Source organism: Persicitalea jodogahamensis (genome assembly GCF_014651615.1).
GTDB classification, from domain to species: Bacteria; Bacteroidota; Bacteroidia; order Cytophagales; family Spirosomataceae; genus Persicitalea; species Persicitalea jodogahamensis.
This window is the reverse complement of sequence record NZ_BMXF01000002.1, coordinates 427081-451916: the sequence shown is the minus strand read 5'-3', so window position 1 is coordinate 451916 and position 24836 is coordinate 427081. Positions and strand designations below refer to the sequence as shown.

Here is a 24836-nt window from a genome sequence, read left to right as displayed (position 1 = left end):
CTCATCACTCAAATAGCAGGTTGCCCTTCATTATAAAGTACCTGAAGCAGGGTTTGCCCCACGGCTTTCAGGGTATTTGGGTCAATATTTTTCATATCGTCACCCGTCGTATGCCAGTCGTCAAAGAAAGTACGGTTTGGATCGTTCATTCGTGTATGAATTATATCGATCATGGGGATTTTGGCAACATCGTTGACCGGAAGATGGTCGTCGGTGATAGATGGCCCCTGCTGGTCGATAAAATAATTACTATATCCGAGTTGACTGGCCGTATTCCAAACGGTTCGCACTACTTCATTGGCACGTTGGGTAGAGAATCCCTCCTTCAGGAAAGTGGCCCCTTTGGCCCCTACCATGTCCAGTAAGATACCGAAGTATGCCGAATAGCCGGGAATATGTTTGTTGGCGGCCCAGTGTTGTGACCCCAGCGCAAAGCCAGAATACGGGTCGCCCTGAATCTGGCCGGAAGTACCCCAGTCTTCCACATCAAAGAAAACGATGTCCACGCCCAAGTCGGGTTTGTTTTGAGTTACGTGCAACACTCGTGCTATTTCAAGCAGAATACCCACGCCGCTACCGCCATCGTTGGCTCCCATGACGGGCAGCGTTTTTCGGGTAGAGTCCTGATCAGAATATGGTCTTGAATCCCAGTGCGATGCCAGCATGATGCGCTTGGAGGCCTGTGGCTGGTAACTCCCGATAATATTACGGGCGGCGAGTTTCTGGCCGTCGTAGGTCGTGGCTGTGAATTTCTGCTCCGTCACTGCAAAGCCGTATTGCTCCAGAGTTTTTACCAGATAATCCCCCGTTGCTACGTGCGCCTTTGTGTTGGGCACCCGAGGCCCGAAGGCCACCTGTCGTTCCACGAAGGCGTAAGCCGAGTCGGCGTTGAAGGTTGGGGCAGGTACCATTTGGACGGTTTGCGTGGTGGTTTGCTCGGAGGAGTCCTTGGTGTTGCAGGAATACCCAATTGCAACAATGCTAAAAAAGAGGATAAAGGAGCGAATCGGAAAACGATACCTTACTTTCATTGACAGAATATTTTTTTATACAATCGTTAGATCACAATGAAACAATTTACTCCTCGTAAGCCCAGTCGATCCGGTGCTTCATGTCCCGAATCACCAGGCCCTGATTTTTGAAGTAAGAACGCACTTCATCTACCTTGTCGTACTGTTGCGCGGCTTTGTATTCGCGGTACAGGTTCAGCATCCCCGTCAATACGGCGGTACCTTCAGCGGGTTCTTCCTGTAAGCCGAGGACATCCTCAAAGAAAATAATGAAGTTTTCTTTCAGTTTAGCAAATAAATCCTCGCCCAAAGCTGCTGCTTTCAACTGATTCATGTACAGCATGTTGACGTACTTCAACAAATTGAAAAGATGCGCGATGGCTACAGAAGTATTCAGGTCATCATTCATGCCATCGTAAAAACCTTGAAGAGACTTCTCGATGTCTTCGCGTTTTTTCTCATCCGAAACTACCCCTTCTTCGGCTACGTATTCCAAAGATTTCAAAACGCGCAGGCCATTAGCCAGTCTTTTAAAACCTTTCTGGGCGGCTTTCAGGGCGTCATTCGAGAAGTCCAGGGTACTTCTATACTGGCTTTGCAACATGAAAAACCGCACCGTCATGGGGCTGTACGCTTGCTCTAAAAGTTCATGATCCCCGCTGAACAATTGAGCCGGCAAAAACGAATTACCGAGTGATTTCGACATTTTCTGGCCGTTGACCGTCAGCATATTCGTGTGCATCCAGTAGCGGACGGGATCGGTGCCGGTGAGGCCCTTGCCCTGCGCGATTTCGCATTCATGGTGCGGAAATTTCAGGTCCATGCCGCCGCCATGGATGTCAAATTGATTGCCCAGGTACTTGGCACTCATGCAGGTACATTCGAGGTGCCAGCCGGGAAAGCCGCGTCCCCAGGGCGAGTTCCACTGCATGAGGTGTTCGGGCGAGGCATTTTTCCAAATTGCAAAATCCAACGGATTACGCTTTTCGGACTGGCCGTCCAGCTCGCGGGTTTCGTTCAGCAGATCTTCCAGGATGCGCCCCGATAGCTTTCCGTAGTCGTTGCCCGCCGCGTTGTAGGCATTTATATCGAAATAAACCGAGCCGTTCGATTCGTAGGCCAGGCCTTTTTTAATCAAATCCTGCACTGCCTCAATCTGCTCAATGAGATGGCCGGTAGCGGTGGGCTCAATGCTGGGCGGCAGAATATTAAAGTCCTCCATGACCCGGTGGAAATCGTTGGTATAGCGTTGCACGATCTCCATCGGTTCCAGTTGCTCCAGCTTTGCCATGCGTCCGATTTTGTCCTCGCCTTCGTCACCGTCACCCACCAAGTGGCCCACGTCAGTGATATTACGGACATAACGTACCTTGTAACCCAGATGCGTCAGATACCGAAACAGCAAATCGAAAGTCATGAACGTGCGCACATTGCCAAGGTGAGCATTGTTATATACCGTCGGTCCGCATACGTACATGCCCACATAGGGCGGCGCAAGGGGAGTAAACAGGTCTTTCTGGCGGGTGAGGGTATTGTATATTTTGAGCGACACTTTTTTTAATGGAAGGTTGAAAGTGGAGAGTCGATAGTACCGTGTACCGGTTGTCAGTAATCAACTACTTTTTTAGAGTAGCGCAAAAATAAGGAATTAGCCGCCGAAATTTGCATTAGGTATTTATTCAACTCTGGTAGTACAAGCATTTGCCCTATCTTCGCGGGTGTCTTTATCCTATCATCCTATCATAACTCACCGGGCAGGCGTTCCTGTCAAAATTGGCCTGAATGAAACTCCTAGAAGTCGGCAATGACCCGTTCCGGCAGAACGAATTCCTGCAACTTCCGGTGCGGATTTATCGAAAAAACCCTTATTGGATTCGTCCGCTGGACACAGATATTGAGGATATCTTCGACCCTGAGAAAAATAAATTATTTCAGCATGGTGAGTGTATCCGCTGGCTGGTGGTGGATCACAGTGAACAGACTGTGGGGCGCGTAGCGGCTTTCATCAATCAGAAAACGGTCCATGAAGGTAACGAACAGCCTACGGGAGGAATGGGCTTCTTTGAATGCGCCAACGACGCCCGTCTAGCCAAACTGCTCTTCGACGCCTGCCGCGACTGGCTGGCCCAACGCGGCATGGAGGCGATGGAGGGGCCCATCAATTTCGGCGAGCGCGACAGCCACTGGGGATTGTTGGTGGAGGGCTACGAAAAGGAGCCCACCTACGGCATGGATTACCATATGCCTTACTATCGGAATTTATTCGAGGATTACGGTTTCCAGAACTACATCGAGCAGTATACTTATTACCTGCCCATGCGGGAGGAAGAAGTACGACCTATGTTGCATCCGGCGGTGTTTCATCGAGCGGAGAAGATTTATGCTACGCCCGGCTACGACTTCCGGCACGTGAAGAAAAGTGAACTGGAAAAATTTGCGGAAGATTTTCGGATCATTTACAACAAAGCCTGGGCCGCGCATCAGGGCACAAGCGACATGAGCGTGGAGCAGTCGCGGGGACTCATGAAGCGCATGAAGCCCATACTGGAAGAAGAGTTGATGTGGTTCGGCTACTACGAAGACCAACCCATGTCCTTCTTCATTATGCTGCCTGAGTTGAACCAGATATTCAAGCACGTAAATGGCAAGCTTGACTGGTTAGGAAAATTAAAATTTCTCTACCACAAGCTGATGAAGACCAACCACAAGGCCTTTGGCGTCATTTTCGGTGTCATCCCTGAATTCCAGAAAAAAGGCGTCGAGTCCGCCATTGCGCTGGCCTACTCCAAAGTCTGCTGGCGGCCCGGATACCAGTATACCGATTTAGAACTAAACTGGATCGGCGACTTTAACCCCAAAATGATCAACTTCGCCAAGATGCTGGGTGGCACAATTGCCAAAAAACACATCACGTATCGTTATCTGTTTGACCGAGACAGGGAGTTCAAGCGGCATCCGATTATTTAGCGGCAAAGAGGATCGGGGTAGCCGGTTATTATTGAGTTAGGCTACTTTTTTTAAGCCGAACTACCAAAACCCCTAATAGCACAATGATTTTTTTTAAATATCCGAATAAGCCGTCGGGCGCACAAACTTCCCTCCGGTCTTCGAGGTGTTTTCCTGGTACTCAGGCATTGATTTGAGTTTGCTCCATTCGGCATCAGCTCCAAACGCTTTCCAATGCGCATCGCGGGAGGCTTTGTCGGAGAAAGTAATCAGGTACATAAGATTGGGCATGTGGCTTCCTGCAATGACCTTGGCAAAAAACACGGGGTTGAAGCCCAATCTTTTGAAGATTTCGACTTCGCCACCATCGTCGAACATTCTCACTTTGTTCAGGTAACGCTTCTCGGAAGAACTTTCGTAGTCGCGCAGTTCATAGACCCGCTCGCCCACCGGTACGGTCAACCCAGGCTTGGCGTGAACGGGCATTGTATCGAATGCTTCCAGAATAACCGTCTCGAAACGCTGGTAGGCGGGCTCCTTCAAAGGTGAGTCGATATACTCTTTCCCCGCTGAAAGGTACGCCTTATCCTTACTGAGTTTCTGCGAAAGCCCGGTCAACTGATCCAGTGACTGAAAAGGCGTCAGTACATACAGCAGTGAATCGTTGTCCAGCGCCTTAAACACACCCACGTTTTTGATCCCCGCCCGGTGCGCAGCAGGTAGGTATGCATTTTGCAAATAATTATCCATCAAGGCCATTTGCGGCCCATGCACGTGATAAATTTTCAGTTCGTAATATTCTGGCTTGGGAGCTGCACTTAGGGAGGAAAGAAGGGAGGAGGAAAGGAGAATGGAAAACAGTAAACGCAAAACAAAACTACGTTGGAGGTACTTTGTATTCATGCTAAAAACTGGGTTGAATAAACTTTAAACTCAAGTCAGAACTTCGGACACGACAACTCTTTGCTTCTCCGCTTGGTGCGTTTCTTGCCTTCAAGGGGTTCAAAGATGTAGGAAAGTGAGATTTCGTGCGCCCCTCCACTACCAAGGCCAAGCGTAGAAATAGTGGCGTCGTAGCTATAGCCGAGCGAGAACTTGTCCTGCCGATAGCCTGCCAAAAATATCAGTGACTCGTGATTGTTGATATTTTCGGCGTACTTTTTAACTGGAATACCCCGATACCAGGCACCAAGCACCAAAGGGGAATAGGTTACGTAAAGCCCGGCATCCAGTTGGTCGAACTTCCCTTGCTTTTTGTACAGGATGGCGGGCGAAATGGTTTTTTCACGGTCGATTTCGTTGCCCAGGTACGTGTAGCCCGCGAACGGGATCCGCAACCCGCCCTGAAAGCTTACTTTCATGGGCAGCGGAGCCGACTCCAACCCGCCGAACGACTGGTTGGGGCGGTTGAGGTGATGCACGGAAATGCCGGCCCAGTACCAATCGGAATAGAGCATGGTACCCGTAGAGAAATCTGCATAAGATACCTGCGGAATGCCATTCTGCACCAGTGGTTCCTGGGTAGGATTGCCGTTATAGCCCGTGTTACTGTACTGATCGCCAAAGGTCAGGCCGAAATAGTCGAGCGTGCGGGTAGCGTAAGCACCCTGCAAACCAAAGCGCAGGGAAGTGACGTCGTTGAGTTGGAGTTGATACGAATACTGCGCTCCAACCTCAGTGGATTTCAGATTACCCAGTCCCTGGCTGTCCATCAGCACGTAGAGCCCGACGCCACTATTGAAGCGCGAGAAATAATTGTCGACACCAAACGAACTGGTAACAAAGTTGGCCGACAGTGCAGGCCACTGGTTGCGGTAGTTGACCGTCAAGCGCGGGGCGAGTGCCCCTCCCGCCAGGGCGGGATTCAAGTACAATGGATTGGCATAGAACTGCGAAAACTGCGGATCCTGACACCAGCCCCGCAGGCCACTGAGGAGCAAAAAGGATAAGAGGAGTAGTTTCTTCATCATAGTAGTTCGTCTGCCACAATCATTCGTCCAAAAGTTGGTGAAGTAAGGGAATTTAATTCTTATTTCAACAAATAAGCCGCATTTTGCGTAATCAGTAGGAAAACCGGGCCTTTTTTATCAAAAAAAATGGCGTGAAATTTAAAGATTTTTTTTTCGTTAAAACAATGCCGCCGCTAAAAAGACGGTCAGGATTGCGAGTTAGTAACGAAGGATGAGGTTGATTTATAATAGACATAGGCGATTTTTTTGGATTTTGAGCGCGGGGCTACTGCTGCTGGCGGGTATGGCTCATGCGCAAACACCATTCGTGGTGAAAAACCAGTGCATGCTGAACCCCGAATGCGAGGATGACGTCACGACATTCAGTGATACGCTCCAAACTTCGGTGGCGTGGCAGTGGAACTTTGGCGATGGGGCCAGTGATGACAACACCGCCACTACCCGCAACACTGGCCACGCCTATCAGGCCCCCGGCACTTATACCGTAACGTTGGTGCGTACGCTGGCAGGTGGCAAGGTTGATAGTGTGAGCCAGACAATCGATGTCGGCCAACTACCCCCTTCTTTTAACCAATGGAAAACCGACACGACGATCTGCCCCGGCCAGACGATTACCCTTGATCCTTATGCAGGGGGCCAGGGTCCGGCGGGTGCGAAGTACATCTGGTACCCCAAGGGCGACACAACCCAGGCTTTGGAAATCGACAGCTCGGGCTGTTATTCGGTGGAGGTGATTTTACCCAACGGTTGCAAGATTCAGGACCGGGTTAACGTCAAGATATGCCTGGAACCCTCACAACAACAGGGAGCCAAGTGGTTTTTCGGCGCAAACGCCGGACTTGATTTTGCGAACGGCACCCCTACCGCCATCACCGACGGCTCGTTGTCTACTCCGGAAGGAACTTCTTCCATCGCCAACTCGAAGGGTGAACTACTCTTTTACACCGACGGGATAAAAGTCTATGATAAAGACGGCGCTGAAATGAAATGCCTGGCCGACTCCTGCAAGCCGCTGCAGGGCAGCAAGAACTCCACCCAGTCGGCCCTGATCGTGCCGCAGCCGACCTGTAAGGGTTGTGAGTATCTGTACAATATTTTCACAACTACCGACATCAACGATTCTACCAAGGCCCTCACCATAAGTGTGGTGGATATGCGCCGGGAAAATGGCAAAGGAGCTATCGTGGAGCAAAACACGGTACTTGAGCGTACTACCACAGAGCGTATCGCCTCCGTCCGTAACGACCGTGACAGTACCTATTGGGTCGTATCCCACGATTTTGGCAACAATACCTTCCGCGTATATCACGCCACGGCAGGTGGTCTGACGGAGGAAAAAAGCTTCGATCTGGGTATGGCCCATGATACCAAGGAAAAGGGCGAGGGGTACATGAAGTTCTCCCCTGCCGATAGTACTACTGGCGAGCGGCGTCTGGCGGTGATTGTTCCCGGCCCACCGCGCAACTACGTGGAAATCTTCACTTTCTCGGACTCTACGGGCGAGATGGCCTACGAACGTACCATAGACCTGGGCCCCGCTCCGCCCAAAGCCTACGGGATCGAGTTCTCGCCCAGCGGGGAGAAAATGTATGTTTCGTTTCAGGGACAGGATACTACCGCCTCCAAACTTGTGCAATATGACTTGACGCTAGGCGACTCCACTCTTATAGCCGATTCACGAATATTAATAGATAGTACAAGAAACCAGAAGTTCGGAGCCTTGCAGATTGGCTCCGATGGCCGGATTTATATGGCTGTAGATGGCAGTGAATATCTGGCTGTCATCGGCGAACCAGAGAATAATTCAGTCAGTGCTATCGAGTACGAGCTGGAAGGCGTAAGCCTGGGAGGCAAGAAAAGTAACCTCGGCCTGCCCAGCCTGGTGCAGAACTTTACCCAACAGAACGACGGTCCCGGCTTCGAGGCTGAAGGCTTCTGTACGGGAGCGCCTACGCAGTTCCAGGCCAGTCCGCTCTGCGACCCGATCAAGGATACCTACACCTGGAATTTTGGCGACGGCAGCGCACCCGTCAACGGCAAGCAGACGCAGGTTTCGCACACGTATAACCAACCGGGTATTTACCGCGTCAGTTTGCGAGCGGTTAATGAATGTAAAGACACGACGTTTTTTCAAAATGTCGAGATATTCGAGACGCCCAAAGCCATTGACCTCGGTCCCGACCAAGACGAATGCCGCAACAGCATTCAACTGGAAGCCAACGTAGACGCTGAGTTGTTCGTGTGGCTCTTCAACGGCCGCCCTGTGGGTCGCGAGAAAATATTTGAGGCTACTCAGACCGGTCAGTATGTAGCTATCGCTGCCAACGGCCCGCAGGGTGTGTGCTTCAGCGCCGACACCGTGGAGCTGACCATCCGCCGCCCGCCGCCCTTTTCCCTGGGACCCGATACGACTGTTTGCAACGACAGCACCATCGTACTTTCTGCCCCCGGCCAGACCTGGCGTGAGTTCAAATGGAGCACGGGTGACAACACCCGCGACATTACCGTCAGGCAAGCCGGGACGTATTTCGTGGAGGTCAAGAATGGTAACGACTGCTACAATGAGGATACGATTCAGGTTGTGGCGCGCCCCCGCGCCCGATTGCGTGCCGACCTCACACCGCCCACGGGCTGTACTACGGCGGATGGTAGTATCAGGGTGACGTCCATAAGCCCAGCGGGGCAGTATAACTACGCCTGGCTAAGTACCGACAGCACCACGCTCGGCAGCACGGCGCAGCTTACCGGACTCCGCGAGGGAAGCTATCGGCTTCGCGTCAGTGGCAATCCACTGGCCTGTACTACAGATACAGCCTTCGCATTGCGATCCGCGGCGAATCCTTTACGTATCAGCCCCGTAGCGAAAAATGCCGCCTGCGCCCAACCCGACTCCGGCTCCATAGGCCTGAACATTACGGGTGGACAACCCACGACTTTCCGCTGGCTCAATGCCTCCGGTCAGGTGGTAAGTACTTCCCAGACGGCGACCAATTTGCAGGCGGGTACATACAGCTTCGAGGCATCCGACGCGGGTGGTTGCACCTTCTCACAGACGGGTATCAAGGTAGGTTTGGATAAAGATAATCTGGCACTACTTGGTCCGGATCGCGGCAAATGCATCGGCGACACCATTCAGCTTTCACCCCGGGCCAATGACTTCGCCGGCAATCAGTACTTGTGGAGCAACGGTACAACTACGCGGACTCTGGTGGTCAGGGAAGCAGGTACTTACACCCTGACTGTCACTAACGCCGAAAATGGTTGCAATGGCACCGACGATGTGCTGGTAAAATTCAGTCCCAAACCCGAAGTGGAAGCGGGTAGTCCGCTCGATTTCTGCGCTAACCAGAGACCACAGCGACTCACGGGCGCAACGCCTTCCAATGGCTTCTGGCGCGGCCCCGGGGTAGATTCGCTGGGATTATTTACTCCGACGGATACTTCTTTGGGACAAAGACGTGTGACCTATTTCGTATCCAGAGACGGCTGCGTGGCCTCCGATGACCGCATTGTTAACGTGAAAGCAGCACCGAATGTCCGCCTCGGGCCGGACACTACGCTCTGCTACGACCCAAATTTCCGTTTGATAGCTGGAACGATCAGCGAGGCAACTTATCAATGGTCAAACGGCCAGACAACGGCCAGCATCAATCCCCGCTTCACAGGTACTTACACCGTCACAGCTACTTTGGCCGGTTGCAGCGGGCGTGATACCGTGCGGCTGGTGTTCCTGCCATCGCCCAAGCTAGAGCTGGCCCCCGAATCGCCCCTATGTACCCCCGAAAACGGCACTGCCGTTTTGGATAGCCGGGGTGGTTCGAACCAAACGTATTTCTGGCCGGAAACCGGCGACACTACCAGTCGTATCACTGTCAGCAGCCTGGGGCAGTACAGCGTGATTGCCACCAATAAGGAAGGCTGTACGCTGACCGATACCACGCAGGTGGTCGACCGCTGCGATCCACGCATTTTTGTCCCCGATGCCTTCACACCTAACAATGACGGCAACAATGATTTACTCGATGTCTTTGGGTTGTATTTCGTGGATTTTGAAATAAAGGTCTACAACCGCTGGGGCGAGGTAATCTATGCCGCCGACAGCATCGAGAAGAAGTGGGATGGTACTTACAAAAACATGAAAGTACAGCCGGGGGCTTATCCCTATGTCATTACTTACGGTAGCGAGTATTATCCTGAAAGGAGTCGCGAGAGGTTGAGGGGGTCGGTCATGGTGATCCGGTAAAAGAGATGTCTGCTACTGCCCCACCTCGCCCGCCGTTGTCTCCTTAAATGGTACTTCTTTCCAGTTCATTCCTAAATCAAAGGTACCATCGTGACTGACAAATACCGGTGAACGAATTCTCAATGCGGCTACACGTCACTCCAAAAAATACCTATTAAGACTTCCCCCGCATATTGGAAAGTGTAATGGCAATCCCCGCCATGCTGGAAAGTACGAAAAGTACATTTGCCGCCAGCGTCAGATAATTTCCGGCAGGGTGAAAACCCCGGTAGAAATCGTTTCTCAATAATAGCAGGAGCAGGTTTAGCACTCCCGCCAGTAGAAGCAGGATAAACAAGACCAAAGTAAGCTTCGCCTTCTGGGGGTTGGATTTCTTTTTCATACAATTTAGGGTGACCAAGACAAACGCATGCTATAAAAAATCAGCGCGTGTGAAATAATACCTTGCAAAAACTAGTTGTTTAGTTATCTTTACAAGATACTGTTTTCAACACAATCAGCCGGGCCATGAAAAATTTATTACTTCTACTGACTCTGTTAACTTTCGGGACCTTACAGGCGCAGCCAAAAGTCATGTCGCGCGATGACTTTAAGAATAGCAACCTCACCACCGAACAACTTTCAAAGGATTACCCTGGCGTATTGGATGCCGAAGTGAGTCGCAAATTCACAGACAGTCTGATTAAGATTATCAAAAGTACGGCTGGCGATCAACACGTGAAAAATTATGCCCTGATGTACACCGCTTACGTCAACGAGACGGGTAAGATCGATCTTTTGGTCTACAAAGTAATTGGTTCAAAAGTACCGGACGATTCCATAGGAGACAACCTGAATACCAAACTACCAAAATCTTTGCAGGACTGGGAGTTGAAAGGAGCCGGAGGAGCGCGCTTTACATTCTCAGGTATGTACTCGGTAGGCCGCCCGACTACTCCCCGCAATGTACGTACCGGAGACAGCCTGATTGCCACGCTGGAGGCGGCTCGAAATGAAGTGGATACCTTGAAAATAAAGGGCCTCCACCTCAACCAACTCGAACTGACCGAAGCCCCTTACGATCTCATCTACCGCTTCCCTAACCTTGAAGTACTCGATTTGCACGAAAATAAGCTGACTGCGCTTGATATTGACATGTCCCGGCTGCCGAAGCTGAAAAACCTGGATCTGCGCATGAACCAGATTGGCCACGACCGACTGAAGCTCACTAAGAACAAGTCGCTTAAAATTCTGAACATGCACACCAATGGTCTGACAGACGTCCCCGATGCGGCTCGCTCGGCCAAACATCTGGAAAGCCTTTGGCTGGGTGGAAATAAAGAACTCGCCCTTAGCAACCGCAGTTTCCGCCGACTGCGCAGTGTCAGCGACCTGAATTTTTACGGCTGCGGCCTCACGACTATGCCGCGGGGCCTGCGCAAGCTGCGCCGTCTGGAAGTACTGGACCTGTACTATAATCAATTCAAGGAACTACCGAAGTCGGTTATCAGACTTCGAAAACTCAGCCATCTGGCTGTGGCCAACAACCAACTTACTACGCTGCCCGAGCGCATCGACCGACTGAAAAGGTTACAGGTACTTTATGCCCACCATAATCACCTTAGTGCCCTGCCCGACCGGATCACACGCCTGTCGAAACTGCAACTGTTAGATTTGGGCTATAATTTTTACAGCGTTCTGCCCGTAGAAATTTTGAAAATCAAAGAACTAAGGGAACTTGATCTTTCGGGCAACAATCTTGCAAGCTTTCCCACTCCACTGACGGAGCTCGTGCATTTGGAGAAGCTGCATCTGCGTGGCAATCCCTTCCTGCGGCAGGAAACCGAGCAGGCGTATCTGCCTTTCATCAAAAAGCTGGAAAGCCACCCAACGGAGGTGTATTATTAGAAATAGCTGAGTGAAAGATGGCTTGGGATTGCTCTCTTTTTTTAAGATAGCAGGCAAATGCAAAGAATACAGCCCCGACTGCAAGGCTCGGAAGCATTCCTCTGATAAGATCCTTCCAGTAAATTTCCGGAAGGACTGAGGGAGGGAAACGCGAAAGTGTCATGAAAAAAGGAGCTAAAAAATGTAGAATTACTACCCCAGGACCCAATGCACGAGAAGAATACCGCCACTGCTTGGTTCTTGGCAGGATTTTAGTGATTTAGGAAATCAATAAATCTTATATCCTGAAATCAAAAATAAACTGAATTATGAAAAATTTCCTGAGAGGTCTGCTGGCTGGCCTGGCCGTTGGCTACCTCACCGCCCCACGTTCCGGAAAGAAAACCCGTGAGCAACTTTCCGATAAACTTAATAGCTACAAAGGAGATCTCGAAAATGCCCGCGACAAAATGGTCGGGTTAGTGGACGAGGTAAAATCCCAGACGGGTCTGGGCACACCTGGTGGCGTGGTTGGCAAAGTGGAGAGCAAGATCGACCACTACAAAAATAAGGCGGTACAAGCCAAGGAAGAAGTCAAAGACAATTACAACCACAAAGTGGAAAACCTGGCTGACGAGGCGAAATCAGGTATTGATACGGCAGAAGAAAAGTTGAAAGTATAGTATTCAGATATAAAACTCATGGCAAAAGATTCAACATCGTAAGAGGTGATGAATGAAGGTGAGTTGTGAAAAGCCGGGCTATGTAGCCCGGCTTTTTTTATGGCTGAAAGCCCAATATTTGCCGCTTTTGCATCGAATTCATACCTTGGAGAACTTATTTGAAAATCAGTACCCTCGACCCACTTTATGAAATATGTAAAAGCGCTGCTAAGCGTTGCCTTCGCCGTTTTTCTGGTGTACGCGCTCAGCCGTCCGTGGGGAGCCATCCCTGCCCTTGGTCCCTTCATCAGCCCTTACACGGGCTTTTGGCAAAATGGCGAAGCACCCCTCTCAGGACACTTTCAGGATCGCGAACTCGAACTCGACAGCCTGCGCGAGGGCGTAACGATCCGCTTCGATGACGTGGGCGTGCCGCACATCTTCGCCCAAAACAACTACGACCTCTACTATGCCCAGGGTTATGTTACTGCCAAGGACCGCCTGTGGCAAATGGATCTGCAAACCCGGGCCGCCGCCGGACGGCTCTCGGAAGTGCTGGGTTCGCGCACTATCGAGATGGATCGCCGCGCCCGCCGGATGGGCATGGGCTACGGGGCTGAGGTCAACCTGAAAACTACCATGAGTGATCCCGTTTCGCGGGAGGCACTGCTGGGCTACACCGCTGGAATAAATGCCTACATTGACCAATTATCAGCCAAGAACGTGCCGATCGAGTACAAGCTGCTGGGCTATGAACCCGAGCGCTGGACACCGATCAAGTGCATGTACATGCTGGAACAAATGACTTTGACCCTGGCGGGCCGCGCCGATGACCTGGCGATGTCGAATCTTTTGAAATCCCTGGGCCAGGAAACGGTAAACGAGTTGTTTCCCAACTACCCGATGCTGAACGAAAGCCCGATTATTCCTGCCGGTACGCCCTGGAATTTCACCCCCTTGCCGATTCCAAGTACTTCGAATCGGAACGGCGCACCGGATTCCACGAAAGCAGGAAACGAAATGATGCCCGCCATCCCTTTGTCCGAACCCAATGTGGAAGGGCTGGGTAGTAACAACTGGGCGATCAGTGCGGCGAAGTCTGCCACGGGCTACCCCATCCTTTCCAATGACCCGCACCTCGAACTGACACTGCCGTCGATCTGGTATCAGGTGCAGCTGCACACCCCCGACATGAACGTGTACGGCGTGTCGCTTCCGGGCATTCCGGGGGTAGTAATCGGCTTCAATCAGAATGTTGCCTGGGGCGTCACTAATGTGGATGCCGACGTACTGGATTTGTATAAAATAAAATTTCGCGATTCGACCCACGCCGAATATTGGTACGATGACGCCTGGCATAAAACCCGCAAACGATTGGAAATGATCGCAGTAAAGGGCAGTACTGACTCGGTACGTGAAAGCGTAATCTATACGCACCATGGCCCGGTCGTGAATTACGAAGGGGAAAAGGGCTATACCGGTCCATCGCTGGCGGCCAAATGGATCGGCCATGAGCCAGGCAACAGTTTCCGCACATTCTATGAGCTAAATATCGCCCGCAACTACGACGACTACCGTCAGGCTCTCACGCACTACGTGGGTCCGGCGCAAAATTTCGTTTTTGCCGACAATAGCAAGAACATCGCCATCACCGTCAACGGCAAGTTTCCTTTGAAGCGCAAAGAGCAGGGCAAATTTCTGCTCGACGGCAGCAACCCCGCCGACGACTGGCTTGGCTGGATTCCGATGGCGCAGAACCCGACCGTCAAAAATCCGCCGCGTGGCTACGTGAGTTCGGCCAATCAATCGTCCACTGACCCTAGCTACCCCTATTACATTAATTGGCGTTTTGCGCCATCGGAACGAGGAACCCGTATCAACGAGCGGCTCGAACAAATGACGCAAGCCACGGCAGATAGCTTACGTATGTTACAAAATGACAATTTCAGCGTTATGGCGCGCACGATTTTACCCACGCTGCTGGAATATTTGCGGGTGGCCCCTTTGGGGCCGGGTCAGAAAGCTGCCTACCAGACCCTGGCCGACTGGGATATGGTGAACAGCGCCGAGGCCATTGCGCCTTCCATATTTGAAGAATGGGTGGGCGCACTCGGCACAGCCATTTGGAAAGATGAACTCCATACCGATTCTCTGGCTTTTCGCTACCCATCCCGCGACCGCACCGAGTACCTAATTCTGAAACAGCCCGATGCCCGCTGGTTCGACAATGTGAATACGCCCGCCAAGGAAACCATTTCGGACATCGTGCAGCAAAGTTTTAAAGTCGCCCTCGACACCCTGACTGCGCAGCACGGCCCGATGAGCCCGGCCTGGCAGTGGGCCACGATCAAGGACACTGAGATTGTCCACCTCAGCCGGGCCTTGAAGCCTTTCAACTCAGCCCCCATACGCAACGGCGGGGGAGGCAGCGTGGTCAATGCCACCACGCACCATCACGGCCCTTCGTGGCGCATGGTGGTGGAGCTCGGTCCGCAGCCAAAAGCCTACGGGCTTTACCCCGGCGGCCAGTCTGGCAACCCGGCCAGCCCGTTGTATATGAATATGCTGGCGAAGTGGGAAAAGGGCGAACTGAACGAACTACTGTACATGAAATCGGCGGAAGAGAAAAACGATCGGCTGCAATCAACCTGGACCCTCAAAAAGAAATAAATTATGCGCGTTTTAGGCAATTATCTCATTATTTTGGTCGCTACGGCCCTTTTGCAATTTTTCATGCCCTGGTGGACCATCGCAGTCGTGCCTTTTCTGGTATGTCTGTGGCGTTCCGGACACCCTGCCGTTGCGTACGCGGTGAGCTTAGCGGCGGTTTCGACCGTATGGCTGGCCTACGCCACGTTCATTCACAACAGCACACAGGGCAACATGTCCGATCGCATCGCCGAGCTGTTCTCATTGCCCAGCGGCACCGCCCTGCTGTTTTCAGTCACGCTGCTGAGCGGCTTGGTCGCGGGCTTCGCCGGCATGGCAGGATACTACGTCAGGCAGTTGTTTGTCAAGGAACCTCTCACTATCCGAACCTAGTTCATACAGCAAATTTCCCGCCGACGCTTAGGGCTTGATCCACAATTCCCTATCTTTGCGGCCTATTTGAAGATAAGGCTGGGTACTCCTAAAACTGACCAGTTAAAAAATCAACGCACAAACAAATCAATAACAACCCGTGAACAACAATACCTCCCTGATCTGGAATGCCATCCTGACCGTTGCGGTCATCGTCCTGTTTTTCCTTCATTTTTCCGGCAACAAAACAGCTGCCTTCTCCGGTTCCGACTCGACTGGCATTGGAGGACGCCGCATTGTGTATGTACAGGTGGATTCACTTTTGACTAACTATACATTCTTTGACGATACGCGTAAAGAACTGGAGAACAAGCGTTATCAGCTGGAAAACGACCTGGCCAACCGGGGGCGCTCTCTGGAAAACGAAATCAAGTTTTTCCAGCAAAAAGCGCAAACAATGACCCTTGATCAGGCGCGCTCCACCGAAGCACAGCTTGGCAAAAAACAACAGGATCTGATCGCTTACCGTGACCGATCGGCCCAAACGCTGGCTCAGGAAGAGGCTGACAAAAACGCCGAACTTTACGACAAGATTTATCAGTACATTGAGAAGTACAATAAGGAAAACAGCTACGAGTTTGTCCTCGGGTACTCCAAAGGTGGTGGCATCCTCTACGCTGACTCCACGCTCAACGTGACACAAAAAATGATCGAAGGGCTGAACAAGGAGTATAAGGACAATAACCCCAACGCAGCCAAAAAGGACTCGACGGCTAAGAAGTAAAGGGCAGTCAGCGTTAGGCATTCGGCTGTCAGTTTTTTGTATGGTACTTCAATCTGCAATTTTTCAATTGAATGAATAATCCTATCGAAGAAAGTGTTCTGCTGACTCAGTACAGCCACGGCGCGGGCTGCGGCTGCAAGATTTCTCCCCAAATCCTGGATAGAATCCTGCACGGTAACGATTCCGCGGCCATGTTCCCCGGCTTGCCCACCTTCGATACGAGTACTTTGCTGGTTGGCAATAACTCGCGTGATGATGCCGCGGTAATGGACCTGGGTAATGGCGACGCGATTATCAGCACCACCGATTTCTTCATGCCCATCGTGGATGACGCCTACGACTTTGGCCGCATTGCTTCGGCAAACGCCATATCCGACGTTTACGCAATGGGTGGGCAGCCACTGATGGCCATTGCTATTCTGGGCTGGCCCATCGATAAACTGGCCCCCGAAATCGCCGGCAGAGTCATTGAGGGTAGCCGCGCGATCTGCGCCGAGGCGGGAATTCCGCTGGCGGGCGGTCACAGCATCGACAGCCCCGAACCCATTTTTGGCCTGGCCGTAACGGGTCGCGTGGCGGTGAAACACTTAAAGCGTAACAACACCGCCACGGAAGGTAATTTACTGTATCTGACCAAAAAACTTGGCGTCGGCATTCTGACTACGGCCCAGAAAAAAGGCCTGCTGCGTGAAGAACACGCCCATCTTGCCGCTGACCAGATGCGGCAACTCAACAAAGTCGGCGTAGCACTGGGCGCGCTGGAATCGGTGCAGGCACTGACCGACGTAACGGGCTTTGGCTTGCTAGGCCACCTCATTGAGATGGCCGAAGGCAGCGGACTAAGCGCCATCATCGATTTTGATGCAGTTCCCAAACTACCCTTCATCGAGGATTATCTGGCACAAAAGTCTTTTCCGGGTGGTACCGTTCGCAACTGGCAGAGTTACGGCCACAAAGTCGCGGAACTCACCGAAACCCAGCGCTATATTCTGGCTGATCCGCAGACCAGCGGCGGACTGCTCATCGCCGTTACGCCCGAGGGGCAGGCAGAGGTGGAGACCATCCTGCGCACGTTTAACATTGAAGCCGAGCCAATCGGGCGATTAGTAGAAGCGCGGGAGAAAGTGGTTTACTTAGGGTAAACCAAAAACATCACCAATCTTCCTGGCTATGCAGCGATTCACCGATCAAGTAGTTCTTATTACTGGTGCCGGATCCGGTATTGGCCGGGGCACAGCCCTGGCTTTCGCCCGAGGAGGCGCGACGGTAGTTGTGTCCGATATCAGTGAAGAGAGCGGGCAGGAAACGGTGTCGCTAATCGAAAATGACGGTGGACAAGGTACTTTTATTCATTGCGACGTAGCCAATACCGAGCAAATCTCCGATCTCGTGCAACTGACCGTGGAGAAGTACGGGCGGCTGGATGTGGCGATCAACAATGCGGGTATTGGAGGAAACATCGCCAAGCTGGCCGAAGTACCGGCGGCAGAATACGAGAAAGTGATGGCGGTGAATTTGGGAGGTGTTTTCTTCGGGATGCAACACCAAATCAGACAAATGCTGACGCAAAAAAGTGGCGGACGCATCGTGAATGTTGCCTCCGTAGCTGGTCTGCGTGCCATGCCCGGCAACTCGGTTTATACCGCCACCAAGCACGCCGTGGTGGGACTTACCAAAGCTACCGCCATGGAATACGCCCGGCACAAAATCCGGATCAATGCTGTTTGCCCGGCCTTTACGCATTCGGCTATGGTGGATAAGCTCTTTGCCCTGGCGCCCGATTACGAGCAAAAACTTCTGAAAAACATTCCTCTGGGACGCTACGGCGAACCGGAAGATATCGCCCAGGCCATCCTCTGGCTCTGCGACCCAGCCAATTCGTTCGTTACTGGCCATGCCCTACCTCTTGACGGGGGAATGATGGCGATGTAGAAACTACCTACTGCTTTTTGCCGAAGTGAAAGTCGGCAAAGTTCATAAAGTGCGTCCAGTCATACAGCAAAATATCATGCTTCCCATTACGCATATGATAGCCCGTCCATGTCTTTTGGCCGACGGGCACTTCTACCGCTGGTGGTGTGTCAGTAGATAGCGTATTCTTCCCATACAACGCATATACCGTTCTGGCGTGATAGGCACTCAGGTACTCACCCTTCGGGTCAGCCCATTGGTCGTCGGAGGCACTGGCCACGTATACCGGACGAGGCGCCATAAGGGCGATTAGCTCGTGATAGTCGACGGGCAGGTCATTTTCACGGCTATTATATTTTTTATAATTACCTGAAAACCAGTGCGGAAAATTGGTATTGATTCGCTCGATCTGCTCGCCGTACCCACGGCGGGTAATCGCCGCGCCGCCTTCACCCGAATCGTTAGAAATAATCAGCGCAAAGCGCTCATCCTGTGCACCGGCCCAAAGCGCGGCCTTCCCCAAACGCGAATGGCCAATGACCGCCACCAGTTTGCTGTTCACTTCCTGGTCCGTTTCCAGATAATCCATTGCCCGGCTTAGTCCCCATGCCCACATCCCGATGGCACCCCATTCATCATCGGCAGGCCGGGCCTGGTCTTTTTGAAAAAATAAGGGATGAATTCCCGCATTGAAGCTATCCGCCCGGTCAGGTTGAAGATCACCGTAGTATACCGTGGCCAGGCCATACCCACGCGCCAGGATTTGCTCCACGGGCCAGCGGCGAGCGCGGGTACCGCGACTTTCTTCGGTGCTGTGATTTTTTACGATACCAGGGTCTTTCCAGGCCGGTACCCAGTTCTGCGTGATAGCTATGTCCGGATCGGCGTGAACAGTCTGATTACCGGCAAAATTCAAACCCAGAAAAACAGGGACAGGTTCTCTGGATATCGGTTCGCCGACGCGGTTTGGGAGATAAATCAGGATGTCCATGTACTTCGCCTTGTCCACCGAAAAGTACCCCCGCACCTGCTTTCGCGTGGCCTTGCCGCCGAGCGCGTTCCTATCCAGATCCGTCACTTCGAAGCGGATGGGAATTTTTTGCGTGGGCGTTTTGCCATACACCTGTTCAGAAAACAAGGCCAAAATTTCGGGACGGCGTTTGGTCTCCCAATCGGTGACGGAGTTCACTCTCCGGCCATCCTGGGTAACCAGTACTTCGGGAAGGGTATAAGCCGGGACTTTGCTTTCGTCGTAGTTGGCTTCCTGGGCCAGGGACTTAGTACCATGGGCCCCGATTGCAGCAAAAAAAATGGATAGCAGGAGAATCTTTTTCATACCGCTAAAAGCTGGCAATGACTACTCTCCTACTATCCAAACCAATCAAATTTGCCCACTCCTACCTGGGACCCCGGCTACCGTAGTTACGATTGCTCCGGCCATTGCCGCGTCCGGCGTAACTACGCCCTGAATATCCTCGCCTGACCCGGGCTTTGCCACGGGGTGCGCTATTTCGGTACACAATACGGGGAGCGGGACGCACCACCACGACGCGGGGCGGGCGAACATAGCCGTAACGATGCGGGTGGCCGTATCCATTGGTATGACCGTAATGAGGGCGCGCCGGATATGATGAGTAACTACAGCTTGACAGAAATACGACAAATGCCAGCAGCAGGAACGGAAAAATACTCGTTTTCAACCTTTTCATAGCTTTTTTCAATTTCATTTTAAACTGGTACCATAACGCTTTTCAGACAATCGAGGTGCCACTTTCCCCTATTTCCTTCGTAGTTTTGCGCACTATATTTAGCGTGTAGCTCCACGTTTGCCTTTCAGGAACAGTTTTTATACAAAAAACAGAGTCAGTGACGAAACTGACTGACAATCAAATAACTGAAATATTTTATCCTATAAAAATACAATTCTCTCCTTATGAAAATGCGAGGCAAGTGCGTCTTTAACTACCAGGTAAATAACCCGACTCCCGTTTCGATGATGTTGCGTCCGCGGCGGCAGGGTGGCCAGGCCATTTATAAAGAAAATTTCGACATCGATCCGTCCGTTCACTTTTCAGAATTCATCGACAGCTACGGTAATTCCTGCCAGCGAGCCACTTTGCCGATGGGACAAGTGACAATAACTGCCGAGGTGGAGGCCGACGTGGTTGAGACACCACAGCTACCCAATCCGTTGCCGGGTTTCGTCAATATCGAAGAACTACCTGATGACATTATGCTCTATATTCTGCCCAGCCGCTACTGCCAGTCAGACTTGTCGCAGATCTATAATTTGGCTTCCCAGATCGTAGGCAATGCTGCACCAGGGTACCAGCAGGTAGAAGCAATCCGTAGCTGGGTGCACCAGAATGTGAATTATCAATACGGCGTTACCAACTCTACAACCACTGCCCTCGATTTGGTGAACAACCGTACGGGCGTTTGCCGTGACTTTACCCACTTGGTCATCGCGCTTTGCCGTAGTCTGAATATCCCGGCCCGTATGACGGTTGGCTATATCGACAAGCTGGAAGTAATGGACCTGCATGCCTGGGTGGAAGCTTACCTGGGTGACCAGTGGTATACCTTCGACTCAGTGCAGGAAAATACCCATGGTTACCGCATCGAAATCGGCCACGGCCGTGATGCCGCCGATGTGGCCATGGTCACGCAGTTCGGTAACATGCAATTACAGAATATGACGGTAGAGACCCAGCTCCTGGAAGCAGAGAATGCTTAGTTGAAAACGAGCAGGTAGTTTCCTTTCATGGCCTATACCGAAAAGCGGCCCTTTCCAGATGGAAAGGGCCGCTTTTTTTGAGATATCGGTAAGAGAAATATCGACAGACTACAAATCGCTGAAATCGAAACTCTCCAGAAACTTTGTCGTGAAGTTTCCGGAACGGAAACCTTCATCGTCCATGAGTTTAATGTGAAAAGGAATGGTAGTCTTGACCCCCTCGATAACGAATTCCTGCAAAGCCCGCTTCATGCGCGTGATGACCTCGGCCCGTGACTGGCCGCTGACAATCAGCTTAGCGATCATAGAGTCGTAGTTGGGCGGAATGGTATATCCGCTATACACGTGGCTGTCGATGCGCACCCCATGACCACCCGGAAAATGCAGGTTGGTGATTTTGCCAGGGCTCGGCCGGAAACCGTTAGCCGGATCCTCGGCATTGATGCGGCATTCCATCGCGAACAGCTTGGGTGTGTAGTTTCGGCCCGAAATGGGTTCGCCCGCCGCCACCTTGATTTGTTCCTTAATAAGATCGAAATCTGTTACTTCTTCTGTGATGGGATGCTCCACCTGAATACGGGTATTCATTTCCATGAAGAAGAAGTCGCCGTGTTTATCCACGAGAAACTCTACCGTTCCGGCCCCTTCGTAACCGATGGCTTGTGCACCTTTGATGGCGGCTTCGCCCATTTTTTCGCGTAGTTCGGGCGTCATGGCGGGTGAAGGCGTTTCTTCGAGAAGTTTCTGGTGCCGCCGCTGGATGGAGCAATCGCGCTCCGAGAGGTGGCAGACTTTGCCGTATTGGTCACCGATGATCTGGATTTCAATATGGCGGGGTTCCTCTACGAATTTTTCGAGGTACAGCCCGTCGTTACCAAAAGCCGCGCCGGATTCTTGCCGGGCGTCGTTCCAGGCTTTCTCGAACTCCGATTCCTTATTGATGACGCGCATTCCGCGTCCGCCACCACCCGCAGTGGCTTTCACGATAACGGGGTAGCCCATCTCTTTGGCAAGTTGCTTGCCTTGTTCAACTGATTCCAGCAATCCTTCGGAGCCTGGAATGACAGGAACACCCGCGCTACGCATAGTGGCTTTGGCTGTAGCCTTGTCTCCCATGCCATTGATCTGCTCCGCCGTAGCACCAATGAACTTGATACCATAATCCGTGCAGATTTGCGAGAATTCGGCATTCTCAGACAAGAAACCATAACCGGGATGAATGGCGTCGGCTCCCGTTACTTCGGCGGCAGAGATAATATTTTGGATACTGAGATAGGAAAGGCGGCTGGCAGGCGGGCCAATGCACACTGCTTCGTCGGCAAAACGAACGTGAAGGCTATCTCGATCAGCCGTGGAATAGACCGCGACTGTCCGGATACCCATCTCACGACAGGTACGGATAATGCGCAGGGCGATCTCGCCCCGGTTGGCGATGAGGATTTTTTTCAGCATGAGGGTTTAGAATAGGGTTCAGATAGGCTCGACCAGAAAGAGCGGTTGGTCGAACTCGACAGGTGTGGCGTTTTCCACCAGCACTTTCACGATCCGACCCGATACTTCCGATTCGATCTCGTTGAACAGCTTCATGGCTTCGATGATGCATACGGGTTTACCGGGTTTGATCTCATCACCGACTTCAACCAGCGTCGGTGCCTCAGGACTAGATGCCCGATAAAAGGTACCTATCATGGGAGACTTCACTGTGATGTAGTTCGTTGCGCTTTCAGCGGGAGCTGCTGCTGCGGGAGCAGGGGCAGGAGTTGGGGCCGCAGGTACAGCCAGAACGGGTGCCGGAGCGGAAGCTACTGAGGCCGCAACAGGAGCCGCGTTGGTCGGCGTCGCGTTGCGCTTCACCTTGATTTTTAGCTCAGAGGTTTCAATGTTCACTTCATCCAGTCCCGACTGGGCAATGAAGTCGATCAATTTCTGAATTTCTTTGGTTTCCATAGTTAGGGGGTAATGGTTCTGAGGGAAAACAAATGGTTGAAATATTATGATTTTACGCGTTCCACGTAGTCGTAGGTACGGGTATCGATTTTTAGTACGTCATCCTGCTCGATAAAAATGGGGACGTTGATTTTAGCACCCGTCTCCACTTCTACTGATTTTTTGGGTGAGTTGGCCGTATCGCCCCGAATGCCGGGTTCAGCATAGGTCACTTTCAGTTCAACAAAAGATGGTAGTTCGCATGTCAGCGGCGCATCGTTCTCGGTATTCATTAAAATCTCCACTTCCTGGCCTTCCTTCATCAGGTCGGCTCCGGTCACCAGCTGTTCTGTCAGCAGAATTTGTTCAAAGTTCTCGGTATTCATGAAGTTGTAGCCAACCTCGTCCTTATACAGGAACTGAAATTTCTGCCGCTCGACCCGTACGGGTGTAATGCTCGCCCCGGAGTTGAAGGTATTGTCCAATACCTTACCGGAAGTCAAGCTCTTCATTTTCGTACGGACAAAAGCATTACCCTTCCCCGGCTTCACATGCTGGAATTCAATAATTTGAAAAAGATCGTTGTTATACTCGATTACTAATCCGTTACGGATGTCAGAAGTAGAAGCCATTTTTTATGAATGGAAAATGAATAATTGATAATGGAAAATTATTCCGGTTAAGTACTTAAAAGATGCACAATGAATTCAAGAACGATCATTAAAATCATCCGTTCTCACTATTCATTATCAGCTGAATAAGCCCACTTCACGTAGGCCGTACCCCAGGTAAAACCACCGCCGAAAGCCGCCAGGACCAGGTTGTCGCCTTTCTTAAGTTGGGATTCGTAGTCCCAGAGGCAAAGCGGAATGGTGGCGGCAGTAGTGTTTCCGTATTTCTGAATGTTTAGCATTACTTTATCCATACCGACTCCCATGCGGTTGGCAGTAGCCTCAATAATGCGCTTATTGGCTTGATGCGGTACAAGCCAAGCTACATCGTCGCCAGACAGACCATTCTTTTCCATGATTTCAGCGGAACAGTCGGCCATTTTCTTCACCGCAAACTTGAATACCTGCTGTCCATCCTGATAAACGTAGTGCTGACGCTGGTCGATGGTTTCGTGCGTGGGCGGGTAACGACTTCCTCCGGCTTTTTGGTTGAGGTGAGGCAAACCGACACCATCCGAGCGGATAATCGAGTCCAGCAATCCATAGCCTTCATTATTGGCTTCCAGCAGCACAGCCCCGGCTCCGTCCCCAAACAGAATACAGGTGGTACGATCGGTGTAGTCGGTGATGGCCGACATCTTGTCGGCACCCACCACGATTATTTTTTTATATTTCCCGGTTTCGATGAACTGCGACGCCAGAGTAAGCGCATACACGAATCCCGAACAGGCTGCCTGTATGTCGAAACTACCGATGTTGCGGATACCCACCATATCACAGATAAGATTGGCAGTGCAAGGGAAAATGAAGTCGGGCGTGGTAGTGGCGCACACCAGCAGGTCAATTTCTTCGGGTGAGGTATTTGTTTTTTCCAACAGTCCCTTTACCGCCTCGGCCCCCATGTGGGAACTCCCTTTTCCCTCACCTTTCAGGATCCGCCGCTCCTTGATACCTGTTCGGCTGATGATCCACTCGTCGTTGGTATCGACCATTTTTTCCAGCTCGGCGTTAGTCAGAACGTAGTCGGGAACATAGCCAAATACGCCGGTGATGGCGGCTTTTACGTGGGTCATGTTGTGTGTTTCTTTT

The 24836-nt window shown here is 51.7% G+C and carries 21 protein-coding genes; 10 read left to right on the top strand and 11 right to left on the bottom strand.

All coding sequences use genetic code 11. The features are described from left to right. Positions 1 to 8: 8 nt before the first annotated feature. Both IE117_RS12035 and cysS read right to left on the bottom strand, forming a co-directional pair. Positions 9 to 1031, bottom strand: coding sequence for a M28 family peptidase (locus IE117_RS12035; RefSeq protein WP_189564662.1), 1023 nt, complete (start codon positions 1029 to 1031; stop codon positions 9 to 11). A 46-nt stretch (positions 1032 to 1077) separates the two neighbouring features. Then, positions 1078 to 2562, bottom strand: a complete 1485-nt coding sequence (cysS, locus tag IE117_RS12030; protein ID WP_189564661.1) for a cysteine--tRNA ligase — start codon at positions 2560 to 2562, stop codon at positions 1078 to 1080. Between the two features lie 230 nt (positions 2563 to 2792). On the opposite strand from cysS, the gene IE117_RS12025 reads away from it, so the two are divergent. After that, on the top strand, positions 2793 to 3977 hold the full coding sequence (locus IE117_RS12025) for a hypothetical protein (RefSeq protein WP_189564660.1): 1185 nt from the start codon (positions 2793 to 2795) through the stop codon (positions 3975 to 3977). A gap of 93 nt (positions 3978 to 4070) precedes the next feature. Here the strand turns inward: IE117_RS12025 and IE117_RS12020 are convergent, their stop codons facing one another. Then, positions 4071 to 4859, bottom strand: coding sequence for an NIPSNAP family protein (locus IE117_RS12020; RefSeq protein WP_189564659.1), 789 nt, complete (start codon positions 4857 to 4859; stop codon positions 4071 to 4073). Positions 4860 to 4894: 35 nt separating this feature from the next. Then, positions 4895 to 5926, bottom strand: coding sequence for a PorP/SprF family type IX secretion system membrane protein (locus tag IE117_RS12015; RefSeq protein ID WP_189564658.1), 1032 nt, complete (start codon positions 5924 to 5926; stop codon positions 4895 to 4897). Between the two features lie 325 nt (positions 5927 to 6251). On the opposite strand from IE117_RS12015, the gene IE117_RS12010 reads away from it, so the two are divergent. Continuing rightward, positions 6252 to 10169, top strand: a complete 3918-nt coding sequence (locus IE117_RS12010; RefSeq protein ID WP_229580777.1) for a PKD domain-containing protein — start codon at positions 6252 to 6254, stop codon at positions 10167 to 10169. A 154-nt stretch (positions 10170 to 10323) separates the two neighbouring features. Here IE117_RS12010 and IE117_RS12005 read toward each other — a convergent pair whose 3' ends face one another. Next, a complete protein-coding gene (locus tag IE117_RS12005; RefSeq protein ID WP_189564656.1) occupies positions 10324 to 10551 on the bottom strand; it encodes a hypothetical protein in 228 nt (75 codons plus the stop codon). Positions 10552 to 10676: 125 nt separating this feature from the next. Here IE117_RS12005 and IE117_RS12000 point away from each other — a divergent pair, with 125 nt between their 5' ends. The 7 genes from IE117_RS12000 (at position 10677) to IE117_RS11970 (ending at position 18434) form a co-directional block, all read left to right on the top strand. Beyond that, the gene (locus tag IE117_RS12000) at positions 10677 to 12056 is read left to right on the top strand and encodes a leucine-rich repeat domain-containing protein (protein WP_189564655.1); all 1380 of its coding nucleotides are present in this window, start codon (positions 10677 to 10679) and stop codon (positions 12054 to 12056) included. Positions 12057 to 12364: 308 nt separating this feature from the next. After that, positions 12365 to 12718: a YtxH domain-containing protein gene (locus tag IE117_RS11995; RefSeq protein ID WP_189564654.1), complete on the top strand. Its 354-nt coding sequence runs from the start codon at positions 12365 to 12367 to the stop codon at positions 12716 to 12718. Positions 12719 to 12904: 186 nt separating this feature from the next. Then, positions 12905 to 15367 (top strand): penicillin acylase family protein, encoded by a 2463-nt coding sequence (locus IE117_RS11990; RefSeq protein WP_189564653.1) that lies wholly within the window; start codon positions 12905 to 12907, stop codon positions 15365 to 15367. Between the two features lie 3 nt (positions 15368 to 15370). After that, the gene (locus tag IE117_RS11985) at positions 15371 to 15739 is read left to right on the top strand and encodes a hypothetical protein (RefSeq protein ID WP_189564652.1); all 369 of its coding nucleotides are present in this window, start codon (positions 15371 to 15373) and stop codon (positions 15737 to 15739) included. 139 nt (positions 15740 to 15878) lie between these two features. Then, complete coding sequence (locus IE117_RS11980) at positions 15879 to 16502, top strand: OmpH/Skp family outer membrane protein (protein WP_189564651.1); 624 nt, start codon at positions 15879 to 15881, stop codon at positions 16500 to 16502. Between the two features lie 83 nt (positions 16503 to 16585). Further along, positions 16586 to 17644, top strand: coding sequence for a selenide, water dikinase SelD (selD, locus tag IE117_RS11975; RefSeq protein ID WP_374757968.1), 1059 nt, complete (start codon positions 16586 to 16588; stop codon positions 17642 to 17644). A gap of 28 nt (positions 17645 to 17672) precedes the next feature. Next, entirely contained in the window at positions 17673 to 18434 is a 762-nt protein-coding gene (locus IE117_RS11970) for an SDR family NAD(P)-dependent oxidoreductase (RefSeq protein ID WP_189564649.1), read from the top strand. 7 nt (positions 18435 to 18441) lie between these two features. On the opposite strand, the gene IE117_RS11965 is transcribed toward IE117_RS11970, so the two are convergent. After that, positions 18442 to 19749 (bottom strand): glucuronyl esterase domain-containing protein, encoded by a 1308-nt coding sequence (locus tag IE117_RS11965; RefSeq protein ID WP_189564648.1) that lies wholly within the window; start codon positions 19747 to 19749, stop codon positions 18442 to 18444. A gap of 61 nt (positions 19750 to 19810) precedes the next feature. Continuing rightward, entirely contained in the window at positions 19811 to 20122 is a 312-nt protein-coding gene (locus IE117_RS11960; protein ID WP_189564647.1) for a hypothetical protein, read from the bottom strand. A 224-nt stretch (positions 20123 to 20346) separates the two neighbouring features. Here IE117_RS11960 and IE117_RS11955 point away from each other — a divergent pair, with 224 nt between their 5' ends. Next, positions 20347 to 21150 (top strand): transglutaminase domain-containing protein, encoded by an 804-nt coding sequence (locus IE117_RS11955; RefSeq protein WP_189564646.1) that lies wholly within the window; start codon positions 20347 to 20349, stop codon positions 21148 to 21150. 108 nt (positions 21151 to 21258) lie between these two features. On the opposite strand, the gene accC is transcribed toward IE117_RS11955, so the two are convergent. The 4 genes from accC to IE117_RS11935 form a co-directional block, all read right to left on the bottom strand. Then, positions 21259 to 22602 (bottom strand): acetyl-CoA carboxylase biotin carboxylase subunit, encoded by a 1344-nt coding sequence (gene accC, locus IE117_RS11950; RefSeq protein WP_189564645.1) that lies wholly within the window; start codon positions 22600 to 22602, stop codon positions 21259 to 21261. A gap of 18 nt (positions 22603 to 22620) precedes the next feature. Then, positions 22621 to 23097 carry an acetyl-CoA carboxylase biotin carboxyl carrier protein gene (accB, locus tag IE117_RS11945; protein ID WP_189564644.1) on the bottom strand — a complete coding sequence of 159 codons (477 nt, stop codon included), beginning with the start codon at positions 23095 to 23097 and terminating at the stop codon, positions 22621 to 22623. A gap of 44 nt (positions 23098 to 23141) precedes the next feature. Next, positions 23142 to 23708 carry an elongation factor P gene (gene efp, locus IE117_RS11940; protein WP_189564643.1) on the bottom strand — a complete coding sequence of 189 codons (567 nt, stop codon included), beginning with the start codon at positions 23706 to 23708 and terminating at the stop codon, positions 23142 to 23144. Positions 23709 to 23815: 107 nt separating this feature from the next. Further along, positions 23816 to 24820: a beta-ketoacyl-ACP synthase III gene (locus tag IE117_RS11935; RefSeq protein ID WP_189564642.1), complete on the bottom strand. Its 1005-nt coding sequence runs from the start codon at positions 24818 to 24820 to the stop codon at positions 23816 to 23818. Positions 24821 to 24836: the final 16 nt, after the last annotated feature.

Coding starts and splice junctions, on each gene's coding strand:
- IE117_RS12035 (WP_189564662.1), bottom strand. CDS start 1,031: ATGAAAGTAAGGTATCGTTTTCCGATTCGCTCCTTTATCCTCTTTTTT.
- IE117_RS12025 (WP_189564660.1), top strand. CDS start 2,793: ATGAAACTCCTAGAAGTCGGCAATGACCCGTTCCGGCAGAACGAATTC.
- IE117_RS12020 (WP_189564659.1), bottom strand. CDS start 4,859: ATGAATACAAAGTACCTCCAACGTAGTTTTGTTTTGCGTTTACTGTTT.
- IE117_RS12015 (WP_189564658.1), bottom strand. CDS start 5,926: ATGATGAAGAAACTACTCCTCTTATCCTTTTTGCTCCTCAGTGGCCTG.
- IE117_RS12010 (WP_229580777.1), top strand. CDS start 6,252: ATGCTGAACCCCGAATGCGAGGATGACGTCACGACATTCAGTGATACG.
- IE117_RS12005 (WP_189564656.1), bottom strand. CDS start 10,551: ATGAAAAAGAAATCCAACCCCCAGAAGGCGAAGCTTACTTTGGTCTTG.
- IE117_RS12000 (WP_189564655.1), top strand. CDS start 10,677: ATGAAAAATTTATTACTTCTACTGACTCTGTTAACTTTCGGGACCTTA.
- IE117_RS11995 (WP_189564654.1), top strand. CDS start 12,365: ATGAAAAATTTCCTGAGAGGTCTGCTGGCTGGCCTGGCCGTTGGCTAC.
- IE117_RS11990 (WP_189564653.1), top strand. CDS start 12,905: ATGAAATATGTAAAAGCGCTGCTAAGCGTTGCCTTCGCCGTTTTTCTG.
- IE117_RS11985 (WP_189564652.1), top strand. CDS start 15,371: ATGCGCGTTTTAGGCAATTATCTCATTATTTTGGTCGCTACGGCCCTT.
- IE117_RS11970 (WP_189564649.1), top strand. CDS start 17,673: ATGCAGCGATTCACCGATCAAGTAGTTCTTATTACTGGTGCCGGATCC.
- IE117_RS11965 (WP_189564648.1), bottom strand. CDS start 19,749: ATGAAAAAGATTCTCCTGCTATCCATTTTTTTTGCTGCAATCGGGGCC.
- IE117_RS11960 (WP_189564647.1), bottom strand. CDS start 20,122: ATGAAAAGGTTGAAAACGAGTATTTTTCCGTTCCTGCTGCTGGCATTT.
- IE117_RS11955 (WP_189564646.1), top strand. CDS start 20,347: ATGAAAATGCGAGGCAAGTGCGTCTTTAACTACCAGGTAAATAACCCG.
- accC (WP_189564645.1), bottom strand. CDS start 22,602: ATGCTGAAAAAAATCCTCATCGCCAACCGGGGCGAGATCGCCCTGCGC.
- accB (WP_189564644.1), bottom strand. CDS start 23,097: ATGGAAACCAAAGAAATTCAGAAATTGATCGACTTCATTGCCCAGTCG.
- efp (WP_189564643.1), bottom strand. CDS start 23,708: ATGGCTTCTACTTCTGACATCCGTAACGGATTAGTAATCGAGTATAAC.
- IE117_RS11935 (WP_189564642.1), bottom strand. CDS start 24,820: ATGACCCACGTAAAAGCCGCCATCACCGGCGTATTTGGCTATGTTCCC.